We start from the raw sequence: 25,215 nt of genomic DNA, 5'->3' as shown, positions 1-25,215 counted from the left end.
GCCACCAGTAATCATTAGCGCAAGTCGCGCTGTTCTGGAATATGGGCGCTGATGTATGCTTCCGTTACTCCGGCGCGCCCGCGAACAGCACCACGCCATCCCCTCCCGTTGCCGGCCAGCCGCGGATGGTGCGGTCGATGCCGCCGGTGAGCAGCGTGCCGTCGGCGGCGAAGGCGACCGAATAGATCGGGCCGGTGCCGGGGTCGAATTCGGCGATCTCGGCGCCGGTCTCCATATTCCAGATCCTTGCCGTGCCGTCGAGCGAGCCCGATGCCAGCCGCTTGCCGTCGGCGGACAGCGCTAGCGAGTAGACGGTGCCGGAATGACCGTCCAAGCGGCCGACCTCCTTGAAGCTGTCGAGGTCCCAGAGCTTGATCGTGTAGTCGCCGCTGCCGGTCACCACATGATGGCCGTCGGCGGTGAAGACGGCGCCATAGGTGCCGCGCTCATGGCCGTGCCAGCTGCGCAGTTGCTTGCCGGCGACAATGTCCCAGAGCTTCAGCTCGCCGTCGATGCTGCCGGTGAGCGCCCTGGTGCCGTCAGGCGAGACGGCGACGGAACTGACCGGCCACTGGTGTCCGGGCATCACATGCAAGGCCAAGCCCTTCTCGATGTCCCAGACAATGACCTTGCCGGTGCTGTCGTGGCCGCTGACGGCGCGCTTGCCGTCCGGGGTGATCGCCAGCTTGTTGACACCGCCGTTCAGGCCTGACGAGAAGACACGCAGCACGGTGCCATCCGATAGCCGGCGCAGCACGATCTCGCCGTCGTCGCCGCCGGTGAGCGCGCTTTTCCCGTCGGGCATGAAGAGTGCTGCGCGCGCCATGTCCTTGTGCTCGCCGAGATTGCGGATCAGCCGCTTGCCGTCGATGTCCCAGAGCTTGATCATGCGGTCGGTGCTGGCGCTCAGGATCTCGTGGCCATCGGGCGAGACCGCCAGCCAGACGACGGCATCGCGATGGCCGTCCGGCGCGGTCGGCTGGGTGGGCGGCGAAGGCGGCGGCGCCACCGTCACCGGCGGCGTGGCGGGCGGCAACGCGATTTGCTGGGTGGCAGCTGCGGGTGCCGGGGCCGTCTCTTGCGTCGACGGCTGGGCTGGCGTCGACGGCGGCGATCGCGGAGGATGCGCCAGGTCGGGCGGCACCTCGGCCAAGGGCACCTGGGGAAGCGTCGGCTGGGCAGGCGTCGCGATGGGCTCGGCGGGCGGGGTCGCTGCCTTTTCCTGAGCAGGGCTGGCCGGCTGCGGAGCTGGCGCAGGCTCTATCGGCGTCGCGGGCGCTGCCGGGGCGGCGACTTCCCTGGATTGTGCCGGTTCGCCGCTCGGCGCAAACCAGGCACCGGTCTGGTCGGCGACGATCGCCAGCACGGCAAGCAGCGGCACGGTAAGCACGATGCCGCGCAGCCGAGGACGCCCGGCCGGCGCGATCTCGGCATCGCGGCCGAACAGCGGCGCCGACGGGTCATGCCTCGCGGCGGCCGGCAGCAGGCCGGCGATGAACAGCAGCCCGGCCATGACCGAGAGCAGGCCGGCCGCGCCGAACAACTCGGAACGAAGCGAGGCGAAGCCTTCCAGGCCGGGCCCGAGCGCGAGATAGAGCTTGGCGAAGCAGGCGGCGCCGACAGCCAACATCACCAGCGCCAGCAGCCTGTCGGTCGATCTTCGCATCGGTTCTCCCCCCGGGCCGAGCGCATCTCCATGCTGGGAGAAGCGATTTCACCAGCTTAGAGCGGTTCACCGTTTCAGGGAAACGGCACCGCCGCAAGAGCCGGAATCGACAGGAGAGCACATAAGCCTGCCGCCGTCGGTGATGCCCTTCACGTTCGTGACCACGGCTAGGTTGCAGATTTTCTCGCCTCGCGACGCCAATATCTGGGCAAAGGTGGACTGCGCTGCTGGTCAAGTGTTGACGGCGTGCAACAGAAGTCCGAATTCCTCAAGAATAAACAGGAACATCCGCCCGCTTCGTTGACAGCAGACCGGCATGTGACATTATCCGCCGGGGATTTTCAGGAGAGACACGGCATGAAGAGGACCTACGAGAAGCCCATTGTCGTCCGGAAAGGCAAGCTTTCGGCTATCACGGCAAACGCTCCGGTATCGGGCGCGGATTGATCGGCGCAGGTTTCGAACGTGACACCTTTGCCTTGAGCGTTTCGCCAAGGCGCTGCAGGGGGATTGAACCATGAAGAAGAGCTACGAGAAGCCCAGCTTGGTCCGCAAGGGCAAGCTGTCCGCGATCACCGCCGGCAACGGCGCTTCGATCATAACGCCTCCGCCTCCGCCTCCAGCCTGATCTACCCGTTTCGCATCATCAGGACCGGCATCACGCGGCGCTTCGTTTGGTGCGGCGGGGTTTTTGATGTCGGGCGCTTGAGGCGTCGTGCTGAAGAACAGATCCAGCTGACGCGCTTAAGTCGTTCGTCTTGATGGGAAATTGCTCTGGGCATTAGGCGCTCAACGCGCCAGCACCAGGTCGTCCAGCACAAGCTGCCAACAATGCCTGGTGGAGATGCGCACGCGCGTCACAGCCTTCAGCATCGGCGCGTAATGCACCGGCGCCAGCGCCGAGAGCACGATTTCGTCGCTGCCGACCAGTTCATCGCCCAACCAGCTTTCGATCAACGCCACCTCGCCTTCCGAGGCCAGCCATGCCGCGGTGAGCATCACCGAATGGAAGCCGAAGGGCGAGGCGGCGCCGAACTCTGCGGCATGGCCGCTGCTGGTATAGGCGCTGTGATTGCCCGAACTGTTGCCGTTCAGATAGCCGTGGCTGTCCTTGACGTAGTTCCTGGCGATGGCGTTGAGGTTGCGCCAGTCGAGCCCGCCATAGCCGGACGGGATCTTCTGGAACGCCAGCGGCGTGACATCGTCGAAGCCGATCGTCTCGAGCGCGGCGTCGGCGGCGATCGCATCCGGCCGCAACCGGCCGAGGTCGATGGGGTAAGCCGATAGCGCCAGGCGCCGGTCGAGGCCGGAGCCCGAAACCCTGAGCATGTCGGCTCCCGCGGGAAGATCGACGAGGAAGTTGCCGGGCGTGAGCTGCCTGGTCTGCAAAACCCCACCGCCGCCCAGAAGCACAAGTGTTGCCTCGGCCGCCGCCATGCCGCGCACGAAGCGTGCGGGGACAAGGCCGACCGCCTTCGGCAGGTCCTCGCCGGCAAGACCCGCGGGCGAGCCCGGCAGTTCATCGAGGCGCAGCGTCTGGGTCTCGTTGCCGGTGCTGACGCGCCAACCTTTCGGCACCGAGACGGAGAACCGATAGGCGCCGGCGTTGCGCAGGATCGCGCGGCGCTTGCTCGCCGACATGACGAAATTGGCGAAGCCGCCATTGTTGGTGCGCACCGCGGCGAGGAAGGCGCCGCTGTCGTCGAACGCCCGCACCACGATGCCGCCCATCGGCCGGTCGGCCAGGCCGAACCTGCCGTCGCCGTCGACATCCATGAACACGAAGGACGAAAAATTGAGCCCGCCGCCTTTGCCGCGCCAGTTGGTGCGGGACGCATAGTCGCGAGCCGGGTCGGCGCTGCCGCGCGCCTTGCGGCGCCTGCGGCGCAGATGAAAGGTGAGCAAGACGAGGGCGACGGCGCCGATGAGGACGAGGATAGAGACGAGGACGACGAGGGCGTCAGCCATGGCGGAAGCGCGAGGGCGAAAGAAGAATATCCAGAATGACAGGCATAAATCGGAGTCCCCCCTTTAAGTCCGGCAAAACTAACGTGAGAGATCGTTGGCGCACAACGGACACTGGCGAGATGTTGGCAGTAAGGCCGAGATGTCGGCGGGACAGCGCCCCCCTCTGTCCTGCCGGACAGAGGGGGGTGGGCGGGAACCCGGCGTTTGATCGCTTTAAATAGCCTCACCCCAACTCCACCCACACCGGGGCATGATCGCTGGCGTTGCCCTCGCCGCGCACCTCGCGGTCGATGCCCGCACCCTTCAGCTTTCGCGCCAGCTTCTTCGACAGCAGGATGTGGTCGAGCCTGAGCCCCGCGTCGCGCGGCCAGCGGTTCCGGCGATAATCCCAGAAGGTGTAGAGCGTCTGCTTGGGGAAGACTTTTCGCAGCGCGTCGGTCCAGCCCTGCTCGAGCAGCGCTGAAAAGGCGGCGCGGCTTTCAGGCTGCACCAGCGCGTTGTCGTCATAGGAGCGCGTGGCGTAGATGTCGCGCGGCTCGGGCACGATGTTGAAATCGCCGGCGAGCACCACCGGCAGGCCGGTGTCGAGGAGTTCGGCGGCATGCGCTGCGAAGCGTTCGTGCCAGGCGAGCTTGTATGAAAATTTCGGCCCCGGCTGCGGGTTGCCGTTGGGCGCATAGAGGCAGCCGATGACGATGCCATTGACCGCCGCCTCGATGTAGCGCGCCTGCCGGTCGGCGTCGTCGCCGGGCAGCGCGTCACGCGTCAGCACCGGTTCGGAGCCGCGCGCCAGGATGGCGACGCCGTTCCAGGTCGGCTCGCCCTTCCACACCGCCCCATAGCCGGCCTTGGCGAGCCGGCTCAGCGGGAACTGCGTGTCGCGCGCCTTGAGTTCCTGCAGGCAGACGACATCGGGTTTTGCCTTGGCAAGCCAGGCCAGCAGGTTTTCGAGGCGGCTGTTGATGTTGTTGATGTTGAAGGTGGCGAGTTTCATTTGCCGGGGACGCTTTTCGCTTCGTCATCCTCGGGCTTGGCCCGAGGATCCATGCCGTGACGCTCGCCGTGGAACGCGGCGGGGCAGAATTCTGAACTGTTGCAGCGGTTTGGCGTCACGGCATGGATCCTAGGGTCTGCGCGCGTCGCTTCGCCCTAGGATGACGAGCCGGAGGGCTGCGCGAATTTAGCGCCGATTGTCTCCGCCACCGTCTTCAGATGATCCGCCGTCGAAAAACCGGAGATCGCCTTGCGCGGCTTCAGATCGTGGTCGCCGTCCTCCAACCAGATCACCTCTATTGCCGCCGACAGGCCGTAGGTCGCCACCTCGTCCCTGGTGCCGAACTCGTCGCGCGTGCCTTGAAAAATCAGCGTCGGCGTTTTCAGGTCGGCGAGATGCTTTGTGCGCAACTGCTCCGGCTTGCCCGGCGGATGGAAGGGATAGCCGAGGCAGACCAGGCCGGCGATCTCGCCCTTGGCGAACATCTCGTCGGCGACCATGGAGGCGACGCGCCCGCCCATCGACTTGCCGCCGATGATGAGCTTGCCGCTCACGCCCTTGGCGCGCAGATCGGCGATCGCCTTGATGTATTCCGGGTTCACCGTCTCGGCTCTGGGCGGCGGCTTGCGGTGCCCGTAGCGGCGCGCCGCCATGTAGTGGAATTCGAAACGCGCGACGCGGAAACCGGCGGCAGCGAGCGCCTTGGCGGTGGCGGCCATCGAGGCGGAGTCCATTGGCGCGCCGGCCCCGTGAGCGAGCAGGATGGTGACGGGAGCGGTGTCGGGGCCATCGAAGAGGAAGTGGGTCACGGGGTGGCCTCTATAGAGAGGCCGAGTTCCGTCGCGCCCCCCTCTGCCCTGCCGGGCATCTCCCCCGCAAGGGGGGAGATCAGCAGTTCGGGCGCCCTGCCCATTCCACAAACGTTGGAGATTGGCGAAAGCGGCAGAGCGCTCAATCTCCCCCCTTGCGGGGGAGATGTCCGGCAGGACAGAGGGGGGTGTTCAAGCGCAAACATCTCGCTCACCCCGCCGTGCGCGCCATATGCAAATCCACGAACTGGATCCCCTTTTGCGCCAGCCTTGCCCATTCGGACACCGCATCCAGCTCCAGATACCGCACCCACAGCCGGCGCGCCTCTGCCAGGTTGCCGGCGTCGAACTCCAGCCGGGCCAGATTGAAGACCGGGTCGGCATAAGCCTTGTCGAGCGCGATCGCCTTCTGCAGATGCCGCCGCGCCGACGCCACCTTGCCCTCGTCACTCATTAGTCCGGCGAGGTTGAACCAGGCTTCGACGAAGCCGGGATCGAGCTTTATCGCGCGGGCGTAATCGTGTGCGGCTTCCGCCGCGCGGCCGGCGCCGCGCAGGCAGTTGGCGCGGTTGAAGGCGGCGATGGCGTCTTTCGGGTCGATCGCCAGGCAGCGCTGGTAGAGCGCGGCCGCATCGTCGTGGCGCCCCTCTTCTTCCGCCGCTTCGGCCTCGGCGAACAGCTCCTCCAGCGTGTCGTCTCCAGACACTCCCGAATTTGGGGAACCGAGGTCGAACAGCAGCTGGCCGTCGAGCTCGCTCGTCCCGTCGTCGAGATAGATCGCGTCGGGGCGGCCGTGCTGCGAGCCGAGATTGAGCGACTTGGCGGTGAGCGAGGCGACCGGGCCGGAGCGATGGACCGAGCGCGCGATCGCGCCCCAGCCGGCGCCGCTGGCGATCAGCCCGGCATATTTGCGCGCCAGGATCAGATCGCGGAAGGAATAGGGTTCGGCGTCATGCTCGAAGGCGTCGAACAGCGACAGCAAGTCGAGATCCGCGCCGGCCAGCCGCGACTGGTCGATGAGCGACTGCCGGGACAGCGATGACGTCTCCGGCGCCTTGATAAGCCCAAGCAGGCGCAGGAAGCCGTTCTCGCTGATCAGTTCGCGCCCGGCCTCGCGCTCGGCTCTTGCCCGGCGCTCGATGGCGGCATCGCCGGTTCTCGTCATGGCGGCCTTGGCGAGTAGGGTTCGGCCGAACACGACATGGGTGGTGCGCCGCGTGACGCCGCGCCTCAATTCGGCATGGCGGCGCTCGACCTCGCGCGCGGCAAGCCGCAATGGAAAGGCGGCCAGAGCGCCGACGACGCCGAAGACGGCGCCCGGAACGATGACTGGCCCCGTGGTTGCCGTCACTTCTTGCTCTTGCCGACGGCCTTCAAGAGGTTCGCCTTCAGCGGATTTTCAGCGGCGCCGCCAGCGGCCGCCTTCTTGGCGGGTTTGGCCGGCGCTTCCTCGGCCTTGCTCTTCGACTTGGCCGGCGGCTTGGCCGACTGCGATAGGCTGGCCTTCAGCGCATCCATCAGGTTGATGACGTTGCCGCGCTCCGGTGCCGCCGCGATGATCGGCTTGTGGCCCTTGAGCTTCTCGCGGATCATCGCCATCAGCGCCACCTCGTAGCGATCCTCATAATTCTTCGGATCGAAGGTGGTCTCCTTCTGCTTGATCAGAGCCTCGGCGAGCTGCAGCATTTCGGGATCCGGCTTGCCGGCAGGAATGTTGCCGAAATATTCAGCCGTGCCACGCACTTCGTTGGGATTCCTCAAGGTGCAGACGAACATGCCGTTCTCGCGCGGGCCGATCGTCACCACGCGCTCGCGGCTCGACAGCACCAGGCGCGCGATCGCCAGCTTGCCGGACCGGCGCATCGCCTCGCGCAGCACCGCGAAGGTTTCCTCCGCCATGGCGCCGTCGGGCGCCAGATAGTAGGGCGAGTCCTGATAGATGACATCGACCTCGCCCTCGTCGACGAAGGCCTCGATGTTCATCGTGTGGTTGGATTCGATCCTGACCGCTTCGAGGTCGGAGTCCTCGATGATGATGTACTGCTTGTCCTCGTATTCGTAACCCTTGACCAGGTCCGAGCGCTCGACCAGCCCGAGCTCGGGATCGACCGGCTTCATATTGATGCGGTTGTGGGTCTTCTTGTGCAGCTGGTTGAACGCGATGCGTTCGCTCGCGCTGGTGGCCGGATAAAGCCGGACCGGACAGCTGACGAGGCTGAGCTTGAGGTAACCTTTCCAACTTGCCCTGGGCGCCATGATGAACTCCTACGCGGCCATGCACTGACATTCATGTTGGAGCATTTTCATGCTCTCTGCAGCGCTTCGTCCGTAAGGACGGTTGGCGCCGTGGAAATCCTACACCGACCCTTGATGGTACGCGCAAATTGCTGACGAAATGTTTTCTGGGGCGGGTTTGGTGAGAGGATAGTTCAAATTGTAAGAAGCGTCGATTGGAGATGGAGGTGAGACGCTGGCGGGACAGCGCCCCCCTCTGTCCTGCCGGACATCTCCCCCGCAAGGGGGGAGATTGGCAGCTTTGCGGGCTGCGCCAGCCTTGCAACCCTGGAGATTGGCGAAGGGCGGCGCGACAGCTGATCTCCCCCCTTGCGGGGGAGATGTCCGCCAGGACAGAGGGGGGTGTGACGGAACACTACGCCTCCAACTACCTCTCCCCCATCACCGGCAAGTCCCTCGCCGCCTCATCGATCTCCGCCCACGGATCGCCCGCCGTCTCCAAGAGCCCCGGCAGCGAGGCGTAGTTCAGGTCCTCGGGCGCGTCGATGGCCTCCAGGTCGGTCCAGCTCACCGGCGTCGAGGCCGGCAGGTTGGTGCGAGCGCGCAGCGAATAGGGAGCGGCGGAGGTGTGGCCGCGGGCGTTGCGGTGGAAGTCGATGAAGATGCGGCGCTTGCGGTTTTCCTTGCCCATGGTGGTGACGAAAGTGTCGGGCGCGGTCGCGGCCAGCATGGTGGAAATGGCGCTCGAGGCCTGGTGCAGCTTCTTCCAGTTCTGCTTGCGCGTCACCGGCACGGTGATGTGGACGCCCTTGCCGCCCGACGTCTTGGCGAAAGGCACCAGTCCCAATCCCTCGAGCCCGGCCTTGATGTGGACCGCCGCCTCCACCACCTCGCGCCAGGTGATGCCCTCGCCCGGATCGAGGTCGAAGACGATCTGGTCGGGCTTGTCGAGCTTTGTCCGGTGCGTGCCCCAGGTGTGGAACTCGACGACGCCGAACTGCGCCAGCGCCAGATAGCCCTTAGCGTCCTCGACCGAGAGATAGGTCTTGGTCTCGCCTTCCGAATTGACGGAGTCGAACACCGCCACCGAGGCCGGCATGCCGGTGAAGGCATGGCGCTGGAAGAAGCAGTCCTGCGGCCGGCCGGTCGGGCAGCGCACCAGCGACACCGGGCGGCCGATGATGTGCGGCAGCATGAAATCGCCGACCAGCGCGTAATAGACGGCGATGTCGAGCTTGGTCGGCCCGGTCTTGCCGAACAGGCGGCGCTCCGGGTTGGTGACCCAGATGGTGGCGAGGTCGGATTCGGCGATCAGCCGCTTGCGCTTGACCGGCACCGGCGTGGTCAGGCCGCCGACGTCGCGCAGGCCGCGAAAGACGCTGTGGCGCAGCGCATTGTCGGCGGTGCGGTTGGCATAATGGATATGCGCCGACAGCAGCGGCTTCACCCAGTGCATCTCGCGCATCACTTCGCGCGGCACGCCTTCGGGCGGGGTCGCGCCGGCGGTCAGCCGCTCCAGCCGGGCGAGCAGGTCTTTCGCCATCTCCCTGTCGAAACCCGTGCCGACCTTGCCGCGATAATGCAGCTCGCCGTCCTCGAATTCGGCGAGGCCGAGCGCGGCCAGCCCCTCGGCCCGGTCGGAAACCGTGAAGCCGGCAATGATGAAATCGCCCTTCTGGCGCGCCTTGATCTTGGTCCAGCTCTTGGTGCGGCCGCTGAGATAGACGGCGTCGGCGCGCTTGGAAACGACGCCCTCCAGTCCAAGCTCGGTCGCCTGGTCGTAGAGTCCTTGGCCCGAGCCCTCGACATGGTCGCTGAACTGGATGGCGGAATTGGAGGCCTGGCCGGCGAGCAGTTCGGCAAGCAGCGCCTTACGCCTTTGCAGCGGCGCCTTGCGCAGATCCCAGCCGTCGAGATGCAGCAGGTCGAAGGCATAGAAATGCAGCTTGCTGCCGGCCCCGATCGAGAGCGCATCCTGCAGCAGCGCGAAACGGGAGATGCCCTTGTCGTCGAGCACGACGATCTCGCCGTCGATGATCGCCTGGCTGACGGGCAGTCGCGAAAAGGCCTGCGGGAGATCGCCATAGCGCTTGGTCCAGTCGAGGCCGCCGCGGGTGATCAGGCGCACAGTGCCGTCAACCACATGCGCCATGGTGCGGTAGCCGTCGAACTTGATCTCGTGCAGCCAGAGCTCGCCGGTGCGCTCGGCCGGATCATCGCCGCCCGGCGGTTTCGGCACCTGCGTGGCGAGCTGCGGCTCGATGCGGGCGGGCGGCTCGGCCTTGACGGCGCCGGGCAGCGCTCCCGGTTTCAGCGAGCCGGGCTTAGGCGGCAGGCGTTCCGGCTTTTTGGAAGGCGCCGCCAGCTCCTCGATGCGGCGGCCCGACTTCACGCTTTCCGGGCGCGCCTCGAGAATGTCGAGCTCGGTGTCGGAAGCGAGGTCGCGCTCCTTGAACAGCAGCCAGTTCTTCTTGTGCTCGTCCTCGCCGGGCTTGGGCTTGAGCCGCGTCAGCATCCAGCCGCCGTTCAGCTTCTCGCCGGCCAGGCGGAACTTGAAAGCGCCGGTGCGCAAACTCTTCTCGACATCCTCCATCGGCGCCCAGATGCCGGTGTCCCAGACGATCATCGGTCCGCCGCCATATTCGCCCTCGGGAATGACGCCCTCGAAGTCGATATATTCGATCGGGTGGTCCTCGGTCTCGACGGCGAGCCGTTTGTCGGCCGGGTTGAGCGAGGGTCCGCGCGGCACCGCCCAGCTTTTCAGCACGCCGCCGACTTCGAGGCGCAGGTCGTAATGGTCGGCGGTGGCGTGATGCTTGTGGACGACGAAGCGATTGCCGCCCTCGCCGGCAGGTCCGCCTGCGGGTTCCGGCGTGCGGGAGAATTCGCGCTTGGCGCGGTAGCTTTTGAGTTTGGTGGGCATGGATCAGGCGTGGGTGGCGGCTCGCGCGCCTTCCGGACGTCGCGTTCCGTCACACCCCCCTCTGTCCTGCCGGACATCTCCCCCGCAAGGGGGGAGATCAGATGTGACCACCGCCTTCGCCAATCGCAAATATTGCAGGAAAGGCGCCGGCAACGAAACCGCCAATCTCCCCCCTTGCGGGGGAGATGTCCGGCAGGACAGAGGGGGGTGCTGTCCCGCCAGCCTCTCAGTCGTCATCCGTGAGTGCTCAATCGTCGGCGGCCGGCGTCAGTTCCAGCTCGGCGGGCGTAAGCCCCTGCCGCAGCTGGTCAAGCCGGAACTCGTCGACCCAGTAGGCTTCGCCGTCGACGAGCACGCGGGCGCTGTAGGTGCCGCCGGAGAAGTGCTGCGCGGTGACATAGACCTTATGGCGCTCGAGCGCCTTCTTCACCGCGGCGCGGCGGGAATTCTCTCTGGCGGCGGAACTGGCCATGGCTTCACTCAAAACACGCTGCCGCGAAGACGCGGCCGACCATAAGGATGACGGAGAGCGGAGACCGAGTCAATTTTGCGGGGCGAAGGAGCGCCGATCTCCCCACCTGGCCAGGCGGTGGAGATCGCCTGTCACGCGCGCCTAAAGCACGCCGCCTCAGTAGCCCATTCCGGCTCCCGGCGGCATCGCCGGAGCGCTCTCCTTCTTCGGCTTTTCCGCCACCATCGCCTCGGTGGTGACCAGCAGGCCGGCGATGGAAGCGGCATCCTGCAAGGCGGTGCGCACCACCTTGGCCGGGTCGATCACGCCCTGGCCGTAGAGATCGCCATAGTCGCCGGTCTGGGCGTTCCAGCCGAAGGAGAATTCCTGGCTCTCGCGCAGCTTGCCGACGATCAGCGAGCCTTCGGCGCCGGCATTCTCGGCGATCTGGCGCACCGGCGTTTCGAGCGCTCGGCGCACGATCTCGATGCCGGTCCTCTGGTCTGGATTGTCGCCGACCGCTTGATCGAGCGCCTTCGCCGATCTCAGCAGCGCGACGCCGCCGCCGGGCAGGATGCCCTCCTCGACGGCGGCGCGGGTGGCGTGCAGCGCGTCGTCGACGCGGTCCTTGCGTTCCCTGACCTCGACCTCGGTCGAACCGCCGACGCGGATCACCGCGACGCCGCCGGCGAGCTTGGCCAGGCGCTCCTGCAGCTTCTCGCGGTCATAGTCGGAGGTGGTTTCCTCGATCTGCTGGCGGATCTGGGCGACTCTGGCCTGGATCTCCTCCTTGCTGCCGGCGCCGTCGACAAGGGTGGTGTTTTCTTTCTCGACGGTCGCCCGCCTGGCGCGCCCGAGCATCTCGAGCGTGACGTTCTCAAGCTTGATGCCGAGATCCTCGGAGATGACCTGGCCGCCGGTGAGGATGGCGATGTCCTCCAGCATGGCCTTGCGGCGGTCGCCGAAGCCGGGCGCCTTGACCGCGGCAACCTTGAGGCCGCCGCGCAGCCGGTTGACGACCAGCGTCGCCAGCGCCTCGCCCTCGACGTCCTCGGCGATGATCAGCAGCGGCTTGGCCGACTGCACCACCGCCTCAAGAATCGGCAGCAGCGCCTGCAGGTTGGAGAGCTTCTTCTCATGGATGAGCAGATAGGCCTCCTCCAGCTCGACGCGCATCTTGTCCTGGTTGGTGATGAAATACGGCGAGAGATAGCCACGGTCGAACTGCATGCCTTCGACGACTTCGAGTTCGGTCTCGGCGGTCTTGGCCTCCTCGACGGTGATGACGCCCTCATTGCCGACCTTCTGCATCGCCTCGGCCAGGAAGCGGCCGATCTCGGCATCGCCATTGGCCGAGATGGTGCCGACCTGAGCGATCTCGTCGTTGCGAGTCACCTTGCGCGCATTGGCCCTGATCTCGGCCACGACCGCCTCGACGGCGCGGTCGATGCCGCGCTTCAGGTCCATCGGATTCATGCCCGCGGCAACAGCCTTGGCCCCTTCCCGCACGATGGTCTGGGCGAGCACGGTCGCGGTGGTGGTGCCGTCGCCGGCGACGTCGCTGGTCTTTGAGGCCACCTCGCGCACCATCTGCGCGCCCATGTTCTCGAACTTGTCGACCAGCTCGATTTCCTTCGCCACCGTCACGCCGTCCTTGGTGATGCGCGGCGCGCCGAATGACTTGTCGATGACGACGTTGCGGCCCTTGGGGCCGAGCGTCACCTTCACCGCGTCGGCCAGGATATCGACGCCGCGCAGCATCTTGTCGCGGGCTTCGGTGTTGAATTTCACTTCCTTTGCAGCCATGGAACCCTCCCTCCGCGAGGCGCGCCAGCCTGCCCCGCGCGTCTATCGCAACTAGTCTGGCGCGAAGGGGTTTCAAGAGCGCCGGCCGGGAATTTTTCGCCCCCGGTCTTAATTTCAAGGCGCTGTAAACACAGAGTTATTCGGGATTGGGGTGCGGTGGACTTTGTGCGGCGCAGCATTCCCGTCGCCGGATGGCGGAGAGCGGCAATGAGTCAATTTGGCGAAGCGGTGGAGCGCTGATCTCCCCCCTCGTGGGGGAGATGGCCGGCAGGCCAGAGGGGGGCGCGAAGGAACGCGGCGTTGGAGCAATACGCAGGAATTGTGCGATTTGCCTCAACCGGTTTCTGAGTGGATAAGTTCGATCGGTCGGCGGGACAGCGCCCCCCTCTGTCCTGCCGGACATCTCCCCCACTTGGGGGGAGATTGGCTGTCCCGGCGCTTCGCCATATCTTTGAAGCAAACCAAGGAGGCTGCCATGACCCACATTCGGGCGATGACGAAGAACGACCTCACCGCCGTCTCGCGGCTGCTGGGAGGCTCCTGGCGGCGCACCTACTCGCCGATCATGGGCGAGCAAAACACGGCCCGGCTGTCCGACGAGAAGCATGCGCCGGAGAAGCTGGCGGCCGAGCTCGCCGACAATAACAAGATGTCGTTCGTCGCCGAGCGGACCGACGGCTCGATCGCCGGCTATGCGATGGCGGCGATGGACGAGAAGGGCGGCGTCCTGCTCGACCGGCTGCATGTCGAGCCGGAAGAGTTCGGAAGCGGCCTCGCGGTCGACCTGCTGCACGCCGTGCTCGCCGCCCATGCCGGCATTCCGAGCATCGCGCTGGAGGTGATCGAGGGCAACGATCGGGCGATCGCCCAAGCACGGCTTCGAAGTGGTCGAGCGCCGGCCGGCCGCGCATGGCGTCGGCGGCCACGCGTCGCTGATCATGCGCCGGCTGCTGCCGATGGCTTGATGCGGGCTGGCATGCGGTCCGGACGGTTCCTGTAGCGGCCGTCCGGAGCCATTCACCCGTCCGCCTCGTGTCCTTCCCAAGACAGGCGAAGGATACGATCCTCTTGCCGCCGCTGCCTTGATCCTGATCAACTGGGCGTCCGGCTGGACGCTTGGCGCCCGGCCTCTATATTTTCGCAAGCGCTAATTTTCGGAGACAGGCAGATGGCCCTCGGCAAACAGAAACTCGGCAGCCAGGGGCTCGAAGTCTCGGCGATCGGCCTCGGCTGCATGGGCATGAGCCAGTCCTACGGGCCGGCCGACGAGGCCGAATCGATCGCCACGCTGCACCGGGCGATCGAGCTTGGCTGCACCTTCCTCGACACGGCCGAGGTCTACGGGCCGTTCATCAACGAGGAGCTGCTCGGCCGCGCGCTGAAGGGCCGGCGCGATCAAGTCACCCTCGCGACCAAATTCGGCTTCCGCATCGTCGACGGCAAGCAGGACGGAACGGCGCGCGACAGCCGGCCCGAGCACATCCGCGAGGTGGTGGAGGCCTCGCTCAAGCGGCTCGCCACCGACCGTATCGATCTGCTTTACCAGCACCGCGTCGATCCCGACGTGCCGATGGAGGATGTCGCCGGCGCCGTCGGCGAACTGGTCAGCCAAGGCAAGGTGCGCTTTTTCGGCCTGTCGGAGGCGGGCATCGCCAACATCCGCCGCGCGCATGAAGCGCATCCGGTCTCGGCGCTGCAGAGCGAATATTCGCTGTGGGAGCGCAATCTCGAGGCCGAGATCATTCCGGCTCTGAAGGAGCTCGGCATCGGCCTGGTGCCGTTCGCGCCGCTCGGGCGCGGTTTCCTCGCCGGCGACGTCAAGCGAGCGGAGGACTATCCGGAAGGCGATTTCCGGCGCGGCGACCCGCGCTACCAGGGCGAGAATTTCGACGCCAATGTCGCGGCGGCCTCGACCGTGCGCGACATCGCCGCCGCCAAGGGCGTGAAGCCCGGCCAGGTGGCGATCGCCTGGCTGCTGGCCAAGGGCCCGGAATTCGGCATCGACATCGTGCCGATCCCCGGCACCAAGCGGCGGGCCTATCTGGAGGAGAACGTCGCCGCCGCCGACGTCAAGCTCGACGCCACCGAAATGCTCGGCCTCGACATGGCGCTGACGCCCGACAAGGTGTCGGGGCCGCGCTACAACGAGCGGACGATGTCGATGGTCGATCGGTAGTCAGGTTCGAATTGCTTGCTAATGCTGGCGGGGCAGCGCCCCCCTCTGTCCTGCCGGACATCTCCCCCACGAGGGGGCAGATTGGCAGCTTCGGCGGCTCGCCCGTTCCTGGAACGTTGGAGATTGGCGAAAGCCGGCGTGACATCCGATCTCCCCCCTCCTGGGGGAGATGGCCGGCAGGCCAAAGGGGGGCGCGAAGGAATGCTGCCTGGCAGTCTTTGGCGTTCAGCACCCTACTGCTTGTTGCAATCCGCCAGGGCCGCCATGGCCTTCCTGGCCTCGGCCTCGCTGGCGTATTTCTTCTTGCCGAGATCGATGACGAGCGTCCCGTCCGGCTTCTTCGGCACGATCTCGCACTGCTTCGAAACTGCGTCTCTGGCGACCCAATATTGCTCCTCCGCCATGGCGGGGGCGCTGCCGAAAGCGGCGGCGAGAACTGCGAAAGCGATGGCGCGAACCATTTCCTGACCTCCATTTGCAGTTGCCGGAAAGCAGGGCCAAACTGCCGCGCGTCAAACAGGCCGGCAAGCCGCGCCGGCACGCCGCCTTTTCGGGAACGCCCTTCCCCGCCCTTCTGTTCCGGGAGGTCAGCCGCCCGAATGCGGATCGATGCTGTAGGGATGCACGGGATAGTTGGGGCCGATCACGCCGCTGACGCGGTCGATCCAGACGCTGAGCGCCGGATAATCGGCAAGCGAGAAGCCGCAATCCTCGGCGCGGTGGCTATAGGCATAGACGGCGATGTCGGCGATGGTCAGCGCGCCGCCGGCAAGGAAGCGCGTGTCCTGCAGGTTGCGCTCCAGCGCGCCGAGCGCGCGCACGGCCGCCTCGCGCTTGCCGGCAACCAGCGCCTTGTTGCGCTCCAGCCGGCCGGTCAGCGTCCAGAAGCGCAGCGAGCCGATGACCGGCTCGATGTAATACTGCTCGAAGAACAGCCATTGCATGACCTTGGCGCGAAGATAGCGGTTCGCCGGCAGATAGGGCGAGACCTCGCCGAGATAGACCAGGATGGCGTTGGACTCGGCGATCGCCTCGCCCTCGTCCAGCCCCAGCACCGGAACGGCGCCGGCCGGATTGAGCTTGAGAAAGTCTTCCGTGTGGCTCTCGCCCTCGAAGATCGACACCATGCGGGTCTCGTAGCTGATGCCGAGCAGCCCGAGCAACACCCTCACCTTCCAGGCATTTTGCGACGGCAGATAGTCGTAGAACGTGAGCATGGTGGATTCCCCTGTGCACCCCAGCAGTGGCTTCGCATGGAACATGCATGGGCGCCACCCGAATTGTGGCGGCAGCTAGTCTGCGAGGGGGAGATGTCGCCGAAGGCGACAGAGGGGGCGCATCCCGCCGACTTTCTTTTCTTCAGGCAAAGTCTCCAGCGGGCCCGCCCCGCGCTTCCGGCTCGTCCTCGGGGGGATCGAGGATCTCGATCAGCCTTGCCACGCGCGGACCGGGCATGGCGTGGCCTTCGTTGACCAGCGCCTCGTCGGCGCCGATCCAGGCGACGGCCTCGCGCAGCTCGTCCAGGCTGGCGCCGGTGAGCGCGATGTCGGCGATCACCGCCTCGTCGACGGGGCCAAGCACGGAGATGATGTCGTTGCGGGTCATCGTTCCTTCCCTCGGGTCGGAGGTGATGCGAAGAAAACGGCTGGTGGGTGGAAGGGGTTCCGGCGGAGCGGCGCAAGAGAGGCGACTACAAACGCAGGCTTTCCTTCACGCCCCCTTCTGTCCTGCCGGACATCTCCCCCACGAGGGGGGAGATTGGCTGCTCCGTCGACGGCGCCATTCCTGCAACGTCGGCGATTGGCGAAAGCGGGCGTAACATCTGATCTCCCCCCGCGTGGGGGAGATGTCCGGCAGGACAGAGGGGGGCGCTGTCCCGCCAGCCTCCAAAGCTTTACTCAGCCAATCCCCTCACCCCTTCTTCGCCAGCATTTCCATGCCTTCGCCAAGATGCCTCTTCAGCACGGCGACCGCTTGCTCGACGTCGCGCTTGCGGCAGGCGGAAAGCAGCTCGCGGTGCTCGGCCTGCGAGCGGGCGCGGTGGTTGAGGTTCGACAACAGCACGCGCACATAGCGGTCGGCGGCATTGTGGTGCGCCTCGATCAGCGACAAGAGCCGGGCGTTGCCGCAGGCGCCGTAGAGCGCGAGATGGAAGGCCCGGTTGAGCGCGCCCCAGCGGCCGACATCGGGCTCGGCGTCGATGCGGGCGAGCACGCCCTCGGCCTCGTTGAGCCTGTCCTGGCCGAGCTTGGGCAGGGAGAGTCTCAGAGCCTCGCTTTCCAGCAGCTCGCGCAGGGCAAATATCTCGCGGATCTCGGCGGCGTTCATGCCGGCGACATGCGCGCCCTTGGTCGGATGGATCGACACGATGCCTTCGGCCTCGAGCTGGCGCAGCGCGTCGCGGATCGGCATGCGGCTGAAGCCGAAGCGCTCGGCCAGATCGTCCTGGCGCAGCGTGGTGCCGGCGGCCAGGCTGCCATCGGCGATCGCTTCGCGCAGCACGTTGGCGACCTGCTCGGCCACGGTCAGCGGCCGCTGGACCTCGGCAAAACCCCGCATCGCGATTCCTCCTGCCAATGCGCCTGCCTAGCAGAAACGCGCCTGGGCGGACAGATTTCCGTATACGAGAATACAGAAGGGGCCGACAGCCGAGGGCAAAAAGCCGCCAGCCGCCGACATCTTCTGCCGCCTTTGCGCCTGCCCTCGAATGCCGCTATGCACGAAGCCTTGCCCGCAACCTTGCCGAGACCCCATGAAGCCTGTCCTCCTTCTCATCGCCCTGCTCCTTTCCGCGCCGGCGTGGGCCGACTGGAAGCCGGTCGAGAAGACCGAGACCTATGCCATCCCAGGGCAGACCGCGGAGGCGCTCTATCGCGCGATCGGCGAGAAGGGTCCGGTGGTGGGCAAGGACTCGGCCGGCAACGCGCGGCGCGTGATCGCGCATACCAATTTCAAGCTCACCTGGCAGCGCGACTACCGGCCGGAGAGCGGCGGCTGCGTGCTGAAGTCGGCGCGGCCGAAGCTGATCATCACCTACACGCTGCCGAAGCCCGCCGGAACGCTCTCCGCACCTGTCCAGGCGCGTTGGGATATCTTCGCCGCCGGGCTCGCCGCGCATGAGAAGGTGCACGGCGCCGGCATCGTCGAGATGGTCGACAAGATCGTGGCCTTCAGCGTCGGCCTCACCGTCGCCGACGACCCCGGCTGCACCAAGATCAGGACCGAGTTGACCAAGCGCCTCGACGAACTGTCGAAGGCCCAGCGCCAGGCCAGCCGCGACTTCGACAAGGTCGAGTTCGGCCCCGGCGGGAACCTGCAGAAGCTGATCGCGGCGTTCCTGATCGGCGGGTAAGCCGGCCGGGACGCGCCCTGCGGCGGCGGTTTCGCTTACCGGCACCTTGGCGGATTCACAGCAATGACGGCTCGCCGAATGAGAGCGGCCAATGCCGTCTCTCCTTGAACGCTGACGCGTCAGCTTTTCGCGGGCAAGTTGAAATCTATCATCTTAGTCATGTCTAATATTACGCAACTTCTACTTGAAGGTTGAACGGCAACAGCGCGATCCGGCGTGGATGCACTGCCTCCCCAGGCAAGCTTCGATCATCTGTTCTGACCAGCGGAAGAAGAACTGTTGCGCCGCCGCTTTACAGGCGGGTTTGGTAGCGCTACCGTCTTGCAGTCGCGTGACCAGGGGGAGCTTGGGCAGCCGTCGCCGACGTCAGTGGTGGATTCCTGCCGTCTTGCCGGCATCCGTTTCAAACCACGCCGGAAAGAAAACGGTTCCCCGCGATGATCCGCAGGGAGCATCGGGAGGAATTCGATGGCGTCTGTCGCGATTGGCGATGTCTACAAAACGTTCGGAGCCGTCGAGATCCTGCATGGCGTCAGCGTCGACATAGAAGACGGCGAGTTCGTCACCCTGGTCGGGCCCTCCGGCTGCGGAAAATCGACGCTTCTGAGGATGATCGCCGGCCTCGAAAAGATCTCGCGCGGCCACATCTCCATCGGCAGCCGGATCGTCAACGACGTTGCGCCGAAGGAGCGCGACGTCGCCATGGTGTTCCAGAACTACGCGCTCTATCCGCACAAGACGGTGGCCGAGAACATGGCGTTCTCGCTCATGCTCAAGGGTGTCCCCAAGGCGGAAAGCGATGCCGGGGTGAAGCGGGCGGCCGAAATCCTCGGGCTGGTGCCGCTTCTGTCGCGCTATCCGCGCCAGCTTTCCGGCGGCCAGCGCCAGCGCGTCGCCATGGGCCGCGCCATCGTGCGCAATCCGCAGGTGTTCCTGTTCGACGAGCCGCTCTCCAATCTCGACGCCAAGCTCAGGGTGCAGATGCGCGCCGAAATCAAGGAACTGCACCAGCGGCTGAAGACCACCACCATCTACGTGACCCACGACCAGATCGAGGCCATGACCATGGCCGACAAGATCGTGGTCATGCATGACGGCGTCGTCGAGCAGATCGGACCGCCGCTGGAGCTCTACGACCGGCCGAACAACCTGTTCGTCGCGAGCTTTATCGGCTCGCCCGCCATGAACCTGCTCACCGGAACATTCGCCAGCGACGGCACGCCGTCCTTCCGCGGCGCCGGCGGCATTTGCGTGCCCTTGCCGGCGCCACCCGCGATCGGCAACGGCCAAGCGATGGTGCTGGGCGTGCGGCCCGAGCATCTGCGGCTGGCCGACGACGGCATCCCGGCGAACGTGGTGGTGGTCGAGCCGACCGGCTCGGAAGTGCAGATCATCGCCCGCACGGCCGGCGGCGAGGACATCGTGGCGAATTTCCGGGAGCGCCATTCCTTCGCGCCGGGCGAAACCATCCGGCTGTCGGCCGAGCCTGGCCCCATCCATTTGTTTCATGGCGAAACCGGCAAGCGGATCGAGACGGCGCGGTAGGCCGCGCAACGAGGAAGCGAACAGGAGGAAACGAGCATGAAGTTCACCAGACGAGACGTCATCCGCACGACCGCCGGCGCGGCGGCGGGAGCCTTGGGCAGCCGCTTCGTCGGCTCCAGCGCCTTCGCCCAGGAGGGCCTGACCTACAAGCCGGAGGATGGCGCCAAGCTCAGGCTGCTGCGCTGGTCGCCTTTCGTGCAGGGCGACGAGGACCAATGGCTGAAGAACACCAAGCGCTTCACCGAAGCGACTGGCGTGGAGGTGCGTGTCGACAAGGAAAGCTGGGAAGACATCCGACCCAAGGCGGCGGTCGCGGCCAATGTCGGATCAGGTCCGGACCTGATGTTCGTCTGGTTCGACGACCCGCACCAGTATCCCGACAAGCTGCATGACGTCACCGAACTCGGCGAGTATCTCGGCAAGAAATATGGTGGCTGGCATGACGGGCCGAAACAATATGCGACGCGCGAGGGCAAGTTCCTCGGCCTGCCACTGGCCACCATCGGCAACGCCATCGTCTATCGCGAAAGCTGGGTCAAGGAGGCCGGCTTCGCCGAGTTCCCGAAGGACACGGCCGGCTTCCTCGAGCTTTGCAAGGCGCTGAAGGCGAAAGGCCATCCGGCCGGCTTCACGCATGGCCACGGCGTCGGCGACGGCAACAATTACGCGCATTGGCTCTTGTGGAGCCATGGCGGGCAGATGGTCGACGAAGCCGGCAAGGTGACGATCAACAGCCCCGAGACGCTGAAGGCGATCGAGTATGCGCAGGAGCTCTACAAGACCTTCATTCCCGGCACCGAAAGCTGGCTCGACGTCAACAACAACCGCGCCTTCCTGGCCGGCGAGATAAGCGTGATCGCCAACGGCATCTCGGCCTACAACACGGCCAAGATCAACAAGGACAACGATCCGAAGCTGGCCGAAATCGCCAAGGACATCCGCACCACCAACCTGCCGATCGGTCCGGTCGGCAAATCGGTCGAGCTGTTCCAGGTGACCACGGCCGTCATCTTCAACTACACGCCCTACCCCAACGCGGCCAAAGCCTACCTGCAGTTCATGTTCGAGGACCCGCAGATGTCGGACTGGATCACGTCATCGGCCGGCTATTGCTGTCAGACGCTGAAGGCCTTCGACAACAATCCGGTGTGGAAGGCCGACCCGAACAATGCGGCTTACGCGAAGGCCTCGGCGACGCTGCGCCCCAACGGCTATGCCGGGCCGCTCGGCTATGCTTCGGCCGCGACCATGGCCGACTATGTCCTGGTCGACATGTTCGCCAAGGCGGTGACGGGCCAGGCCACGCCGCAGGAGGCCATGGAAGAGGCCGAAAAGCGCGCCAACCGCTACTATCGCGTCTGATCCGGTCCGGCGCCTGAACCGGGGCGGCCGCGCCCGTCGTCCGGAGGCATCCGGAACTTAAGGGCGGCCGTCCCGGCCGTCCTACCAGATTCACAGGAGCCCGCGCATGGCCGTGCCATCCATTGCCGTTCAGCCACGTCCGTCCGTCCTGGCGCGGCTCGCCGAGAGCCGCAACGCGCTCGGCCTCGGCTTCATGCTGCCGGCGGCTGCGCTGCTCTTGGTCTTCCTTACCTATCCGCTCGGGCTCGGCGTCTGGCTCGGCTTCACCGACACCCGCATCGGCCGGCCGGGCATCTATATCGGCGTCGAGAACTACGAGTATCTGTGGAGCGACAGCGTGTTCTGGCTGTCGGTCTTCAACACCGTGCTCTACACGGTCAGCGCTTCGATCCTGAAGTTTGCGCTCGGCCTCTGGCTGGCGCTGATCCTCAACGAGAAGCTGCCATTCAAGTCGTTCTTCCGGGCGGTGGTGCTGCTGCCCTGGGTGGTGCCGACGGTGCTGTCGGCCATCGCCTTCTGGTGGATCTACGATTCGCAGTTCTCGATCCTGTCCTGGGCGCTGCAGCAGATGGGCCTGATCGACCACCGCATCAACTTCCTCGGCGATCCGACCAATGCGCGCGCTTCCGTCATCGCGGCCAATATCTGGCGCGGTATCCCTTTCGTGGCCATCACGCTGCTGGCCGGCCTGCAGACGATCCCGCAGTCGCTCTATGAAGCGGCGACGCTCGACGGCGCCAGCCGGTGGCAGCTGTTCCGCCATGTGACGCTGCCGCTGCTGACGCCGATCATCGCCATCACCATGACCTTCTCGGTGTTGTTCACCTTCACCGATTTCCAGCTGATCTATGTGCTGACCCGCGGCGGGCCGGTGAATGCCACCCACCTGATGGCGACATTGTCCTTCCAGCGCGGCATCGCCGGCGGCCAGCTTGGCGAAGGCGCCGCGATCGCGGTCGCCATGATCCCCTTCCTGCTGGCGGCGATCCTGTTCAGCTATTTCGGCCTGCAGCGGCGCAGGTGGCAGCAAGGCGGCGGAGACTGAGATGGCGGCGATCAAGGAAGTCGAGCGCATCGACGCCGACGAAGGCGGCATGGGCTACCTGCAGAGCCTGCCGCGGCGGGTGGTGACGGTCTACCTGCCGCTGCTGGTGTTTCTGATCGTGCTCTTGTTCCCGTTCTACTGGATGACGATCACGGCGGTGAAGCCCAATGTCGAGATGACCGACTATGTGAACTACAATCCGTTCTGGGTCGTGCATCCGACGCTGCAGCACATACGCTACCTGCTGTTCGAGACCTCCTATCCCGGCTGGCTGCTCAACACGGTCATCATTTCGACCGCCGCCACCTTCCTGTCGCTGCTGGCCGCGGTGCTGGCGGCCTATGCGATCGAAAGGCTGCGGTTCTCAGGCGCACGGCAGGTCGGGCTCGGCATCTTCCTCGCCTATCTCGTGCCGCCCTCGATCCTGTTCATCCCGCTTTCGGTGATGGTGTTCAACCTCGGCCTCTACGACACGCCGTTCGCGCTGATCCTCACCTACCCGACCTTCCTGGTGCCGTTCTGCACCTGGCTGCTGATGGGCTATTTCCGCTCGATCCCGTTCGAACTGGAGGAATGCGCGCTGATCGACGGGGCGAGCCGCTGGCAGATCCTGACCAAGATCGTGCTGCCGCTGTCGGTGCCGGGCCTGATCTCGGCCGGCATCTTCGCCTTCACCCTGTCGTGGAACGAATTCATCTATGCGCTGACCTTCATCCAGTCCTCCGAGAAGAAGACGGTGCCGGTCGGCGTGCTGACCGAGCTGGTCCGCTCCGACGTCTATGAATGGGGCGCGCTGATGGCCGGCGCGCTGATCGGCTCGCTGCCGGTCGTGGTGCTCTATTCCTTCTTCGTCGAGCACTATGTGTCGTCGATGACGGGCGCGGTGAAGGAATAGCTGGGCTCAAGCCCGGCCCAAGCACCGGCCGCATCCTGATCAGCGAAGCGGCACCAGCTTGGCCGCCTCGCGGATGACGCGCACGGCGTCCGGATTGGTGACGGGATAGCCGGCTATGAAACCCTCGACGGTGAAGTCGGGAAACTCGGCACTGAGCCTGGCCGCGAAGCCGGCGGCTTCGGCGCCCTCGCCCGCCGCCGCATGGGCAAGCGCCAGGAACATCAGCACGTTGGGAGAATCCGGCGTGCTTCGGCGCAGCGCGGCGACGGCTTCCCTGTGCCTGCCCTCCGAGAACAGGATGCGGCCGTACATGCCGAAATACCAGGGCGGGGCAAGCGGATTGAGGCGCATGGCGCGCTCCATCAGCGGCATCGCCTCGGCCGGATCGCCGGCGACAAGCGCCCTGCTGCCCGCAAGCAGCGCCAGCGTGTCCGCCTGGTTGGAACCGTATTCGAAGGCGCGGCGGTAACACCGCTCCGCGGCTTCCAGATCGCCGAGGCAGCCGAGGGCGTCGCCGAGGCAAACATGCACCGTGCTGTCCAGCGGGTCGAGCTGCAGCGCATTCTCGACCGCCCAGCGCCATTTCGCGGCCGCCGCCTTGGGATCGTCGCCGAAGCCGTTGCAGGACCGGATCGAGTAGGCGTAGCCGAGTTCGATCCAGGCCTTGGCCAGGGTCGGGTCGAGCTCCAGCGCGCGGGAGAACAGGCGAATGGCTTCGGCATTGCCGTCACGGCTGAAGGTGTTGTGCTGCTCGACGCCGAGCAGATAGAGATCGTAGGCGCGCAGGCTGGCCGGCGGCTTGCGGCGGATGGCATTGCGGCCGACGGTGGCGATCGCCCCGAAACAGCCGGCAAGCGCGTTGATGACGCTTTCGGCCAGATTGTCCTGCAGGGCGAAGACGTCCTGAACCGGACGCTCGAAACGCTCGCTCCACAGGCTGACGCCGCTGCGCGCATCGGCAAGCTCGATCGTCAATCGAACCCGGCTGTCGTCGGCGCGCAGCTGCCCCGACACGATGTAGGCGGCGCCCAGCGCCTTGCCGTCGGCGGCGAAGTCGGGGCGTTTGCTGCCAAGCGATTTCATGGTGTGGAAGGCGATGACCGGAATGCCGGCGTAGCGGGCGAGATCGATCGTGATGTCCGACGACAGCCCTTCGGCAAAGCGCCGCCAGCGATCATCGCTGCTGAGGCATTCGATCGGGAACAGGGCAAGCACCGGAGCGCTGTCCGACAGCGACGGTTCGAGTGCCGCGCCGACGCCGTTGATATGCGTGGCGAGCGCGACCTTGTTGCGCACGCCGAGCTTTTCATAGATCGCGGCGAGATGGGTGCGCACGGTGGACGGTGCGATGTACAGCGCCTCGCCGATCTCGCGATAGGTCATGCCGGCGGCGAACTTCTCCGCCACCGCGCGCTCGCGCTCCGACAAGGTCTCCGAGGTCGTCACGATGCGGTTCATGGTCCGTCCCTGCCAGCGGACGCAGGTGCTTTCAACCGGGGCTGACGCAAAATACTACAAATGCAGGACCCAAAACACCGCATGTGGCCGATTCCCGCGGCGGCGGGACCGGCGCAAAACTTTCCTTCAGCAAAGTCCCATCAGCCGAAGGAGGTTTCCATGCGCCGTGTCTCGATAGCGATTGCCTGTGCCATGCTGAGCCTGCCCGCCGCCACCCAGGCCTCATTGGCCGGCGAATGCCGGCAGCTCCTGGAATCGAACGTCAAGATCGACAGCATGCGCCAGTATGCCGCCATCCTCGCCAGCGCCGCCCGCAACGGCTGGAACTTCGCGCCGGCCGCGATCGACAGCGGCTCGAAGCGGCATTTCGAGGAAACCAGGCTGCAACTGATCGCCGCCGGCTTCGAGGTGCTGCCCGTCGGTGCCCACCCGCGCTGCGCCGACGAGGTGGCGAGCAAGTAGCTGAGGGGTGGTGCCGCGCACTATCTCCCCCCTTGTGGGGGAGAAAGCGATTTCAACATCTTAGCGAA

At 65.8% G+C, this 25,215-nt stretch carries 23 protein-coding genes; 9 read left to right on the top strand and 14 right to left on the bottom strand.

Annotated features, from left to right (window positions below; all coding sequences use genetic code 11):
• Positions 1-64 precede the first annotated feature (64 nt).
• Positions 65-1,666 (bottom strand): WD40 repeat domain-containing protein, encoded by a 1,602-nt coding sequence (locus EN818_RS26875; protein WP_095807642.1) that lies wholly within the window; start codon positions 1,664-1,666, stop codon positions 65-67.
• A 517-nt stretch (positions 1,667-2,183) separates the two neighbouring features.
• On the opposite strand from EN818_RS26875, the gene EN818_RS26865 reads away from it, so the two are divergent.
• Positions 2,184-2,294, top strand: coding sequence for a lasso RiPP family leader peptide-containing protein (locus EN818_RS26865; protein WP_095807644.1), 111 nt, complete (start codon positions 2,184-2,186; stop codon positions 2,292-2,294).
• Positions 2,295-2,455: 161 nt separating this feature from the next.
• On the opposite strand, the gene EN818_RS26860 is transcribed toward EN818_RS26865, so the two are convergent.
• The 8 genes from EN818_RS26860 to groL form a co-directional block, all read right to left on the bottom strand.
• A complete protein-coding gene (locus EN818_RS26860) occupies positions 2,456-3,634 on the bottom strand; it encodes a hypothetical protein (RefSeq protein ID WP_095807645.1) in 1,179 nt (392 codons plus the stop codon).
• Positions 3,635-3,857: 223 nt separating this feature from the next.
• Positions 3,858-4,628, bottom strand: coding sequence for an exodeoxyribonuclease III (xth, locus tag EN818_RS26855; protein WP_095807646.1), 771 nt, complete (start codon positions 4,626-4,628; stop codon positions 3,858-3,860).
• 155 nt (positions 4,629-4,783) lie between these two features.
• Complete coding sequence (locus EN818_RS26850; RefSeq protein WP_095807647.1) at positions 4,784-5,437, bottom strand: alpha/beta family hydrolase; 654 nt, start codon at positions 5,435-5,437, stop codon at positions 4,784-4,786.
• A gap of 211 nt (positions 5,438-5,648) precedes the next feature.
• Complete coding sequence (locus EN818_RS26840) at positions 5,649-6,788, bottom strand: tetratricopeptide repeat protein (protein ID WP_165349862.1); 1,140 nt, start codon at positions 6,786-6,788, stop codon at positions 5,649-5,651.
• Complete coding sequence (locus EN818_RS26835) at positions 6,785-7,693, bottom strand: Ku protein (RefSeq protein ID WP_095807648.1); 909 nt, start codon at positions 7,691-7,693, stop codon at positions 6,785-6,787. Before EN818_RS26835 ends, EN818_RS26840 begins: the two co-directional genes overlap by 4 nt.
• Before the next feature lie 406 nt (positions 7,694-8,099).
• Entirely contained in the window at positions 8,100-10,595 is a 2,496-nt protein-coding gene (gene ligD, locus EN818_RS26825; RefSeq protein ID WP_095807649.1) for a DNA ligase D, read from the bottom strand.
• A 247-nt stretch (positions 10,596-10,842) separates the two neighbouring features.
• Complete coding sequence (locus tag EN818_RS26815) at positions 10,843-11,067, bottom strand: hypothetical protein (RefSeq protein ID WP_095807650.1); 225 nt, start codon at positions 11,065-11,067, stop codon at positions 10,843-10,845.
• Between the two features lie 156 nt (positions 11,068-11,223).
• Positions 11,224-12,852 carry a chaperonin GroEL gene (gene groL, locus EN818_RS26810; protein ID WP_095807651.1) on the bottom strand — a complete coding sequence of 543 codons (1,629 nt, stop codon included), beginning with the start codon at positions 12,850-12,852 and terminating at the stop codon, positions 11,224-11,226.
• 475 nt (positions 12,853-13,327) lie between these two features.
• Between groL and EN818_RS26800 the strand changes: the two genes are divergently transcribed.
• Complete coding sequence (locus EN818_RS26800) at positions 13,328-13,852, top strand: GNAT family N-acetyltransferase (protein WP_245420423.1); 525 nt, start codon at positions 13,328-13,330, stop codon at positions 13,850-13,852.
• A 168-nt stretch (positions 13,853-14,020) separates the two neighbouring features.
• The gene (locus EN818_RS26795) at positions 14,021-15,028 is read left to right on the top strand and encodes an aldo/keto reductase (protein ID WP_095807652.1); all 1,008 of its coding nucleotides are present in this window, start codon (positions 14,021-14,023) and stop codon (positions 15,026-15,028) included.
• Positions 15,029-15,261: 233 nt separating this feature from the next.
• Here EN818_RS26795 and EN818_RS26785 read toward each other — a convergent pair whose 3' ends face one another.
• The 4 genes from EN818_RS26785 to EN818_RS26765 form a co-directional block, all read right to left on the bottom strand.
• Positions 15,262-15,489, bottom strand: coding sequence for a hypothetical protein (locus EN818_RS26785; protein WP_095807653.1), 228 nt, complete (start codon positions 15,487-15,489; stop codon positions 15,262-15,264).
• 126 nt (positions 15,490-15,615) lie between these two features.
• On the bottom strand, positions 15,616-16,245 hold the full coding sequence (locus EN818_RS26780; RefSeq protein ID WP_095807729.1) for a glutathione S-transferase family protein: 630 nt from the start codon (positions 16,243-16,245) through the stop codon (positions 15,616-15,618).
• 142 nt (positions 16,246-16,387) lie between these two features.
• Positions 16,388-16,633 carry a hypothetical protein gene (locus tag EN818_RS26775; RefSeq protein WP_095807654.1) on the bottom strand — a complete coding sequence of 82 codons (246 nt, stop codon included), beginning with the start codon at positions 16,631-16,633 and terminating at the stop codon, positions 16,388-16,390.
• A gap of 306 nt (positions 16,634-16,939) precedes the next feature.
• On the bottom strand, positions 16,940-17,587 hold the full coding sequence (locus tag EN818_RS26765) for a GntR family transcriptional regulator (RefSeq protein WP_095807655.1): 648 nt from the start codon (positions 17,585-17,587) through the stop codon (positions 16,940-16,942).
• Between the two features lie 193 nt (positions 17,588-17,780).
• On the opposite strand from EN818_RS26765, the gene EN818_RS26760 reads away from it, so the two are divergent.
• The 5 genes from EN818_RS26760 (at position 17,781) to EN818_RS26740 (ending at position 23,227) form a co-directional block, all read left to right on the top strand.
• A complete protein-coding gene (locus tag EN818_RS26760) occupies positions 17,781-18,380 on the top strand; it encodes a DUF922 domain-containing protein (protein ID WP_095807656.1) in 600 nt (199 codons plus the stop codon).
• Positions 18,381-18,848: 468 nt separating this feature from the next.
• Entirely contained in the window at positions 18,849-19,925 is a 1,077-nt protein-coding gene (gene ugpC, locus EN818_RS26755; RefSeq protein WP_095807657.1) for a sn-glycerol-3-phosphate ABC transporter ATP-binding protein UgpC, read from the top strand.
• A gap of 36 nt (positions 19,926-19,961) precedes the next feature.
• On the top strand, positions 19,962-21,287 hold the full coding sequence (locus tag EN818_RS26750) for an ABC transporter substrate-binding protein (protein WP_095807658.1): 1,326 nt from the start codon (positions 19,962-19,964) through the stop codon (positions 21,285-21,287).
• Between the two features lie 106 nt (positions 21,288-21,393).
• Complete coding sequence (locus tag EN818_RS26745) at positions 21,394-22,332, top strand: sugar ABC transporter permease (protein WP_095807659.1); 939 nt, start codon at positions 21,394-21,396, stop codon at positions 22,330-22,332.
• 1 nt (position 22,333) lies between these two features.
• Positions 22,334-23,227, top strand: a complete 894-nt coding sequence (locus EN818_RS26740) for a carbohydrate ABC transporter permease (protein WP_095807660.1) — start codon at positions 22,334-22,336, stop codon at positions 23,225-23,227.
• Positions 23,228-23,266: 39 nt separating this feature from the next.
• Here EN818_RS26740 and EN818_RS26735 read toward each other — a convergent pair whose 3' ends face one another.
• Positions 23,267-24,685, bottom strand: a complete 1,419-nt coding sequence (locus EN818_RS26735) for a LuxR C-terminal-related transcriptional regulator (RefSeq protein WP_095807661.1) — start codon at positions 24,683-24,685, stop codon at positions 23,267-23,269.
• 159 nt (positions 24,686-24,844) lie between these two features.
• On the opposite strand from EN818_RS26735, the gene EN818_RS26730 reads away from it, so the two are divergent.
• The gene (locus EN818_RS26730) at positions 24,845-25,147 is read left to right on the top strand and encodes a hypothetical protein (RefSeq protein ID WP_129552822.1); all 303 of its coding nucleotides are present in this window, start codon (positions 24,845-24,847) and stop codon (positions 25,145-25,147) included.
• The last annotated feature ends 68 nt before the right edge of the window (positions 25,148-25,215 follow it).

The organism is Mesorhizobium sp. M3A.F.Ca.ET.175.01.1.1, assembly GCF_004791945.1.
GTDB lineage: Bacteria > Pseudomonadota > Alphaproteobacteria > Rhizobiales > Rhizobiaceae > Mesorhizobium.
The sequence above is the reverse complement of the archived record's forward strand: the minus strand, read 5'-3'. Positions and strand labels throughout refer to the sequence as shown.

Bases quoted from the DNA above. Each gene is read 5' to 3' on its own strand.
- EN818_RS26875 (WP_095807642.1), bottom strand. From the start codon at position 1,666: ATGCGAAGATCGACCGACAGGCTGCTGGCGCTGGTGATGTTGGCTGTC.
- EN818_RS26865 (WP_095807644.1), top strand. From the start codon at position 2,184: ATGAAGAAGAGCTACGAGAAGCCCAGCTTGGTCCGCAAGGGCAAGCTG.
- EN818_RS26860 (WP_095807645.1), bottom strand. From the start codon at position 3,634: ATGGCTGACGCCCTCGTCGTCCTCGTCTCTATCCTCGTCCTCATCGGC.
- xth (WP_095807646.1), bottom strand. From the start codon at position 4,628: ATGAAACTCGCCACCTTCAACATCAACAACATCAACAGCCGCCTCGAA.
- EN818_RS26835 (WP_095807648.1), bottom strand. From the start codon at position 7,693: ATGGCGCCCAGGGCAAGTTGGAAAGGTTACCTCAAGCTCAGCCTCGTC.
- ligD (WP_095807649.1), bottom strand. From the start codon at position 10,595: ATGCCCACCAAACTCAAAAGCTACCGCGCCAAGCGCGAATTCTCCCGC.
- EN818_RS26815 (WP_095807650.1), bottom strand. From the start codon at position 11,067: ATGGCCAGTTCCGCCGCCAGAGAGAATTCCCGCCGCGCCGCGGTGAAG.
- groL (WP_095807651.1), bottom strand. From the start codon at position 12,852: ATGGCTGCAAAGGAAGTGAAATTCAACACCGAAGCCCGCGACAAGATG.
- EN818_RS26800 (WP_245420423.1), top strand. From the start codon at position 13,328: ATGACCCACATTCGGGCGATGACGAAGAACGACCTCACCGCCGTCTCG.
- EN818_RS26795 (WP_095807652.1), top strand. From the start codon at position 14,021: ATGGCCCTCGGCAAACAGAAACTCGGCAGCCAGGGGCTCGAAGTCTCG.
- EN818_RS26785 (WP_095807653.1), bottom strand. From the start codon at position 15,489: ATGGTTCGCGCCATCGCTTTCGCAGTTCTCGCCGCCGCTTTCGGCAGC.
- EN818_RS26780 (WP_095807729.1), bottom strand. From the start codon at position 16,245: ATGCTCACGTTCTACGACTATCTGCCGTCGCAAAATGCCTGGAAGGTG.
- EN818_RS26775 (WP_095807654.1), bottom strand. From the start codon at position 16,633: ATGACCCGCAACGACATCATCTCCGTGCTTGGCCCCGTCGACGAGGCG.
- EN818_RS26765 (WP_095807655.1), bottom strand. From the start codon at position 17,587: ATGCGGGGTTTTGCCGAGGTCCAGCGGCCGCTGACCGTGGCCGAGCAG.
- EN818_RS26760 (WP_095807656.1), top strand. From the start codon at position 17,781: ATGAAGCCTGTCCTCCTTCTCATCGCCCTGCTCCTTTCCGCGCCGGCG.
- ugpC (WP_095807657.1), top strand. From the start codon at position 18,849: ATGGCGTCTGTCGCGATTGGCGATGTCTACAAAACGTTCGGAGCCGTC.
- EN818_RS26750 (WP_095807658.1), top strand. From the start codon at position 19,962: ATGAAGTTCACCAGACGAGACGTCATCCGCACGACCGCCGGCGCGGCG.
- EN818_RS26745 (WP_095807659.1), top strand. From the start codon at position 21,394: ATGGCCGTGCCATCCATTGCCGTTCAGCCACGTCCGTCCGTCCTGGCG.
- EN818_RS26740 (WP_095807660.1), top strand. From the start codon at position 22,334: ATGGCGGCGATCAAGGAAGTCGAGCGCATCGACGCCGACGAAGGCGGC.
- EN818_RS26735 (WP_095807661.1), bottom strand. From the start codon at position 24,685: ATGAACCGCATCGTGACGACCTCGGAGACCTTGTCGGAGCGCGAGCGC.
- EN818_RS26730 (WP_129552822.1), top strand. From the start codon at position 24,845: ATGCGCCGTGTCTCGATAGCGATTGCCTGTGCCATGCTGAGCCTGCCC.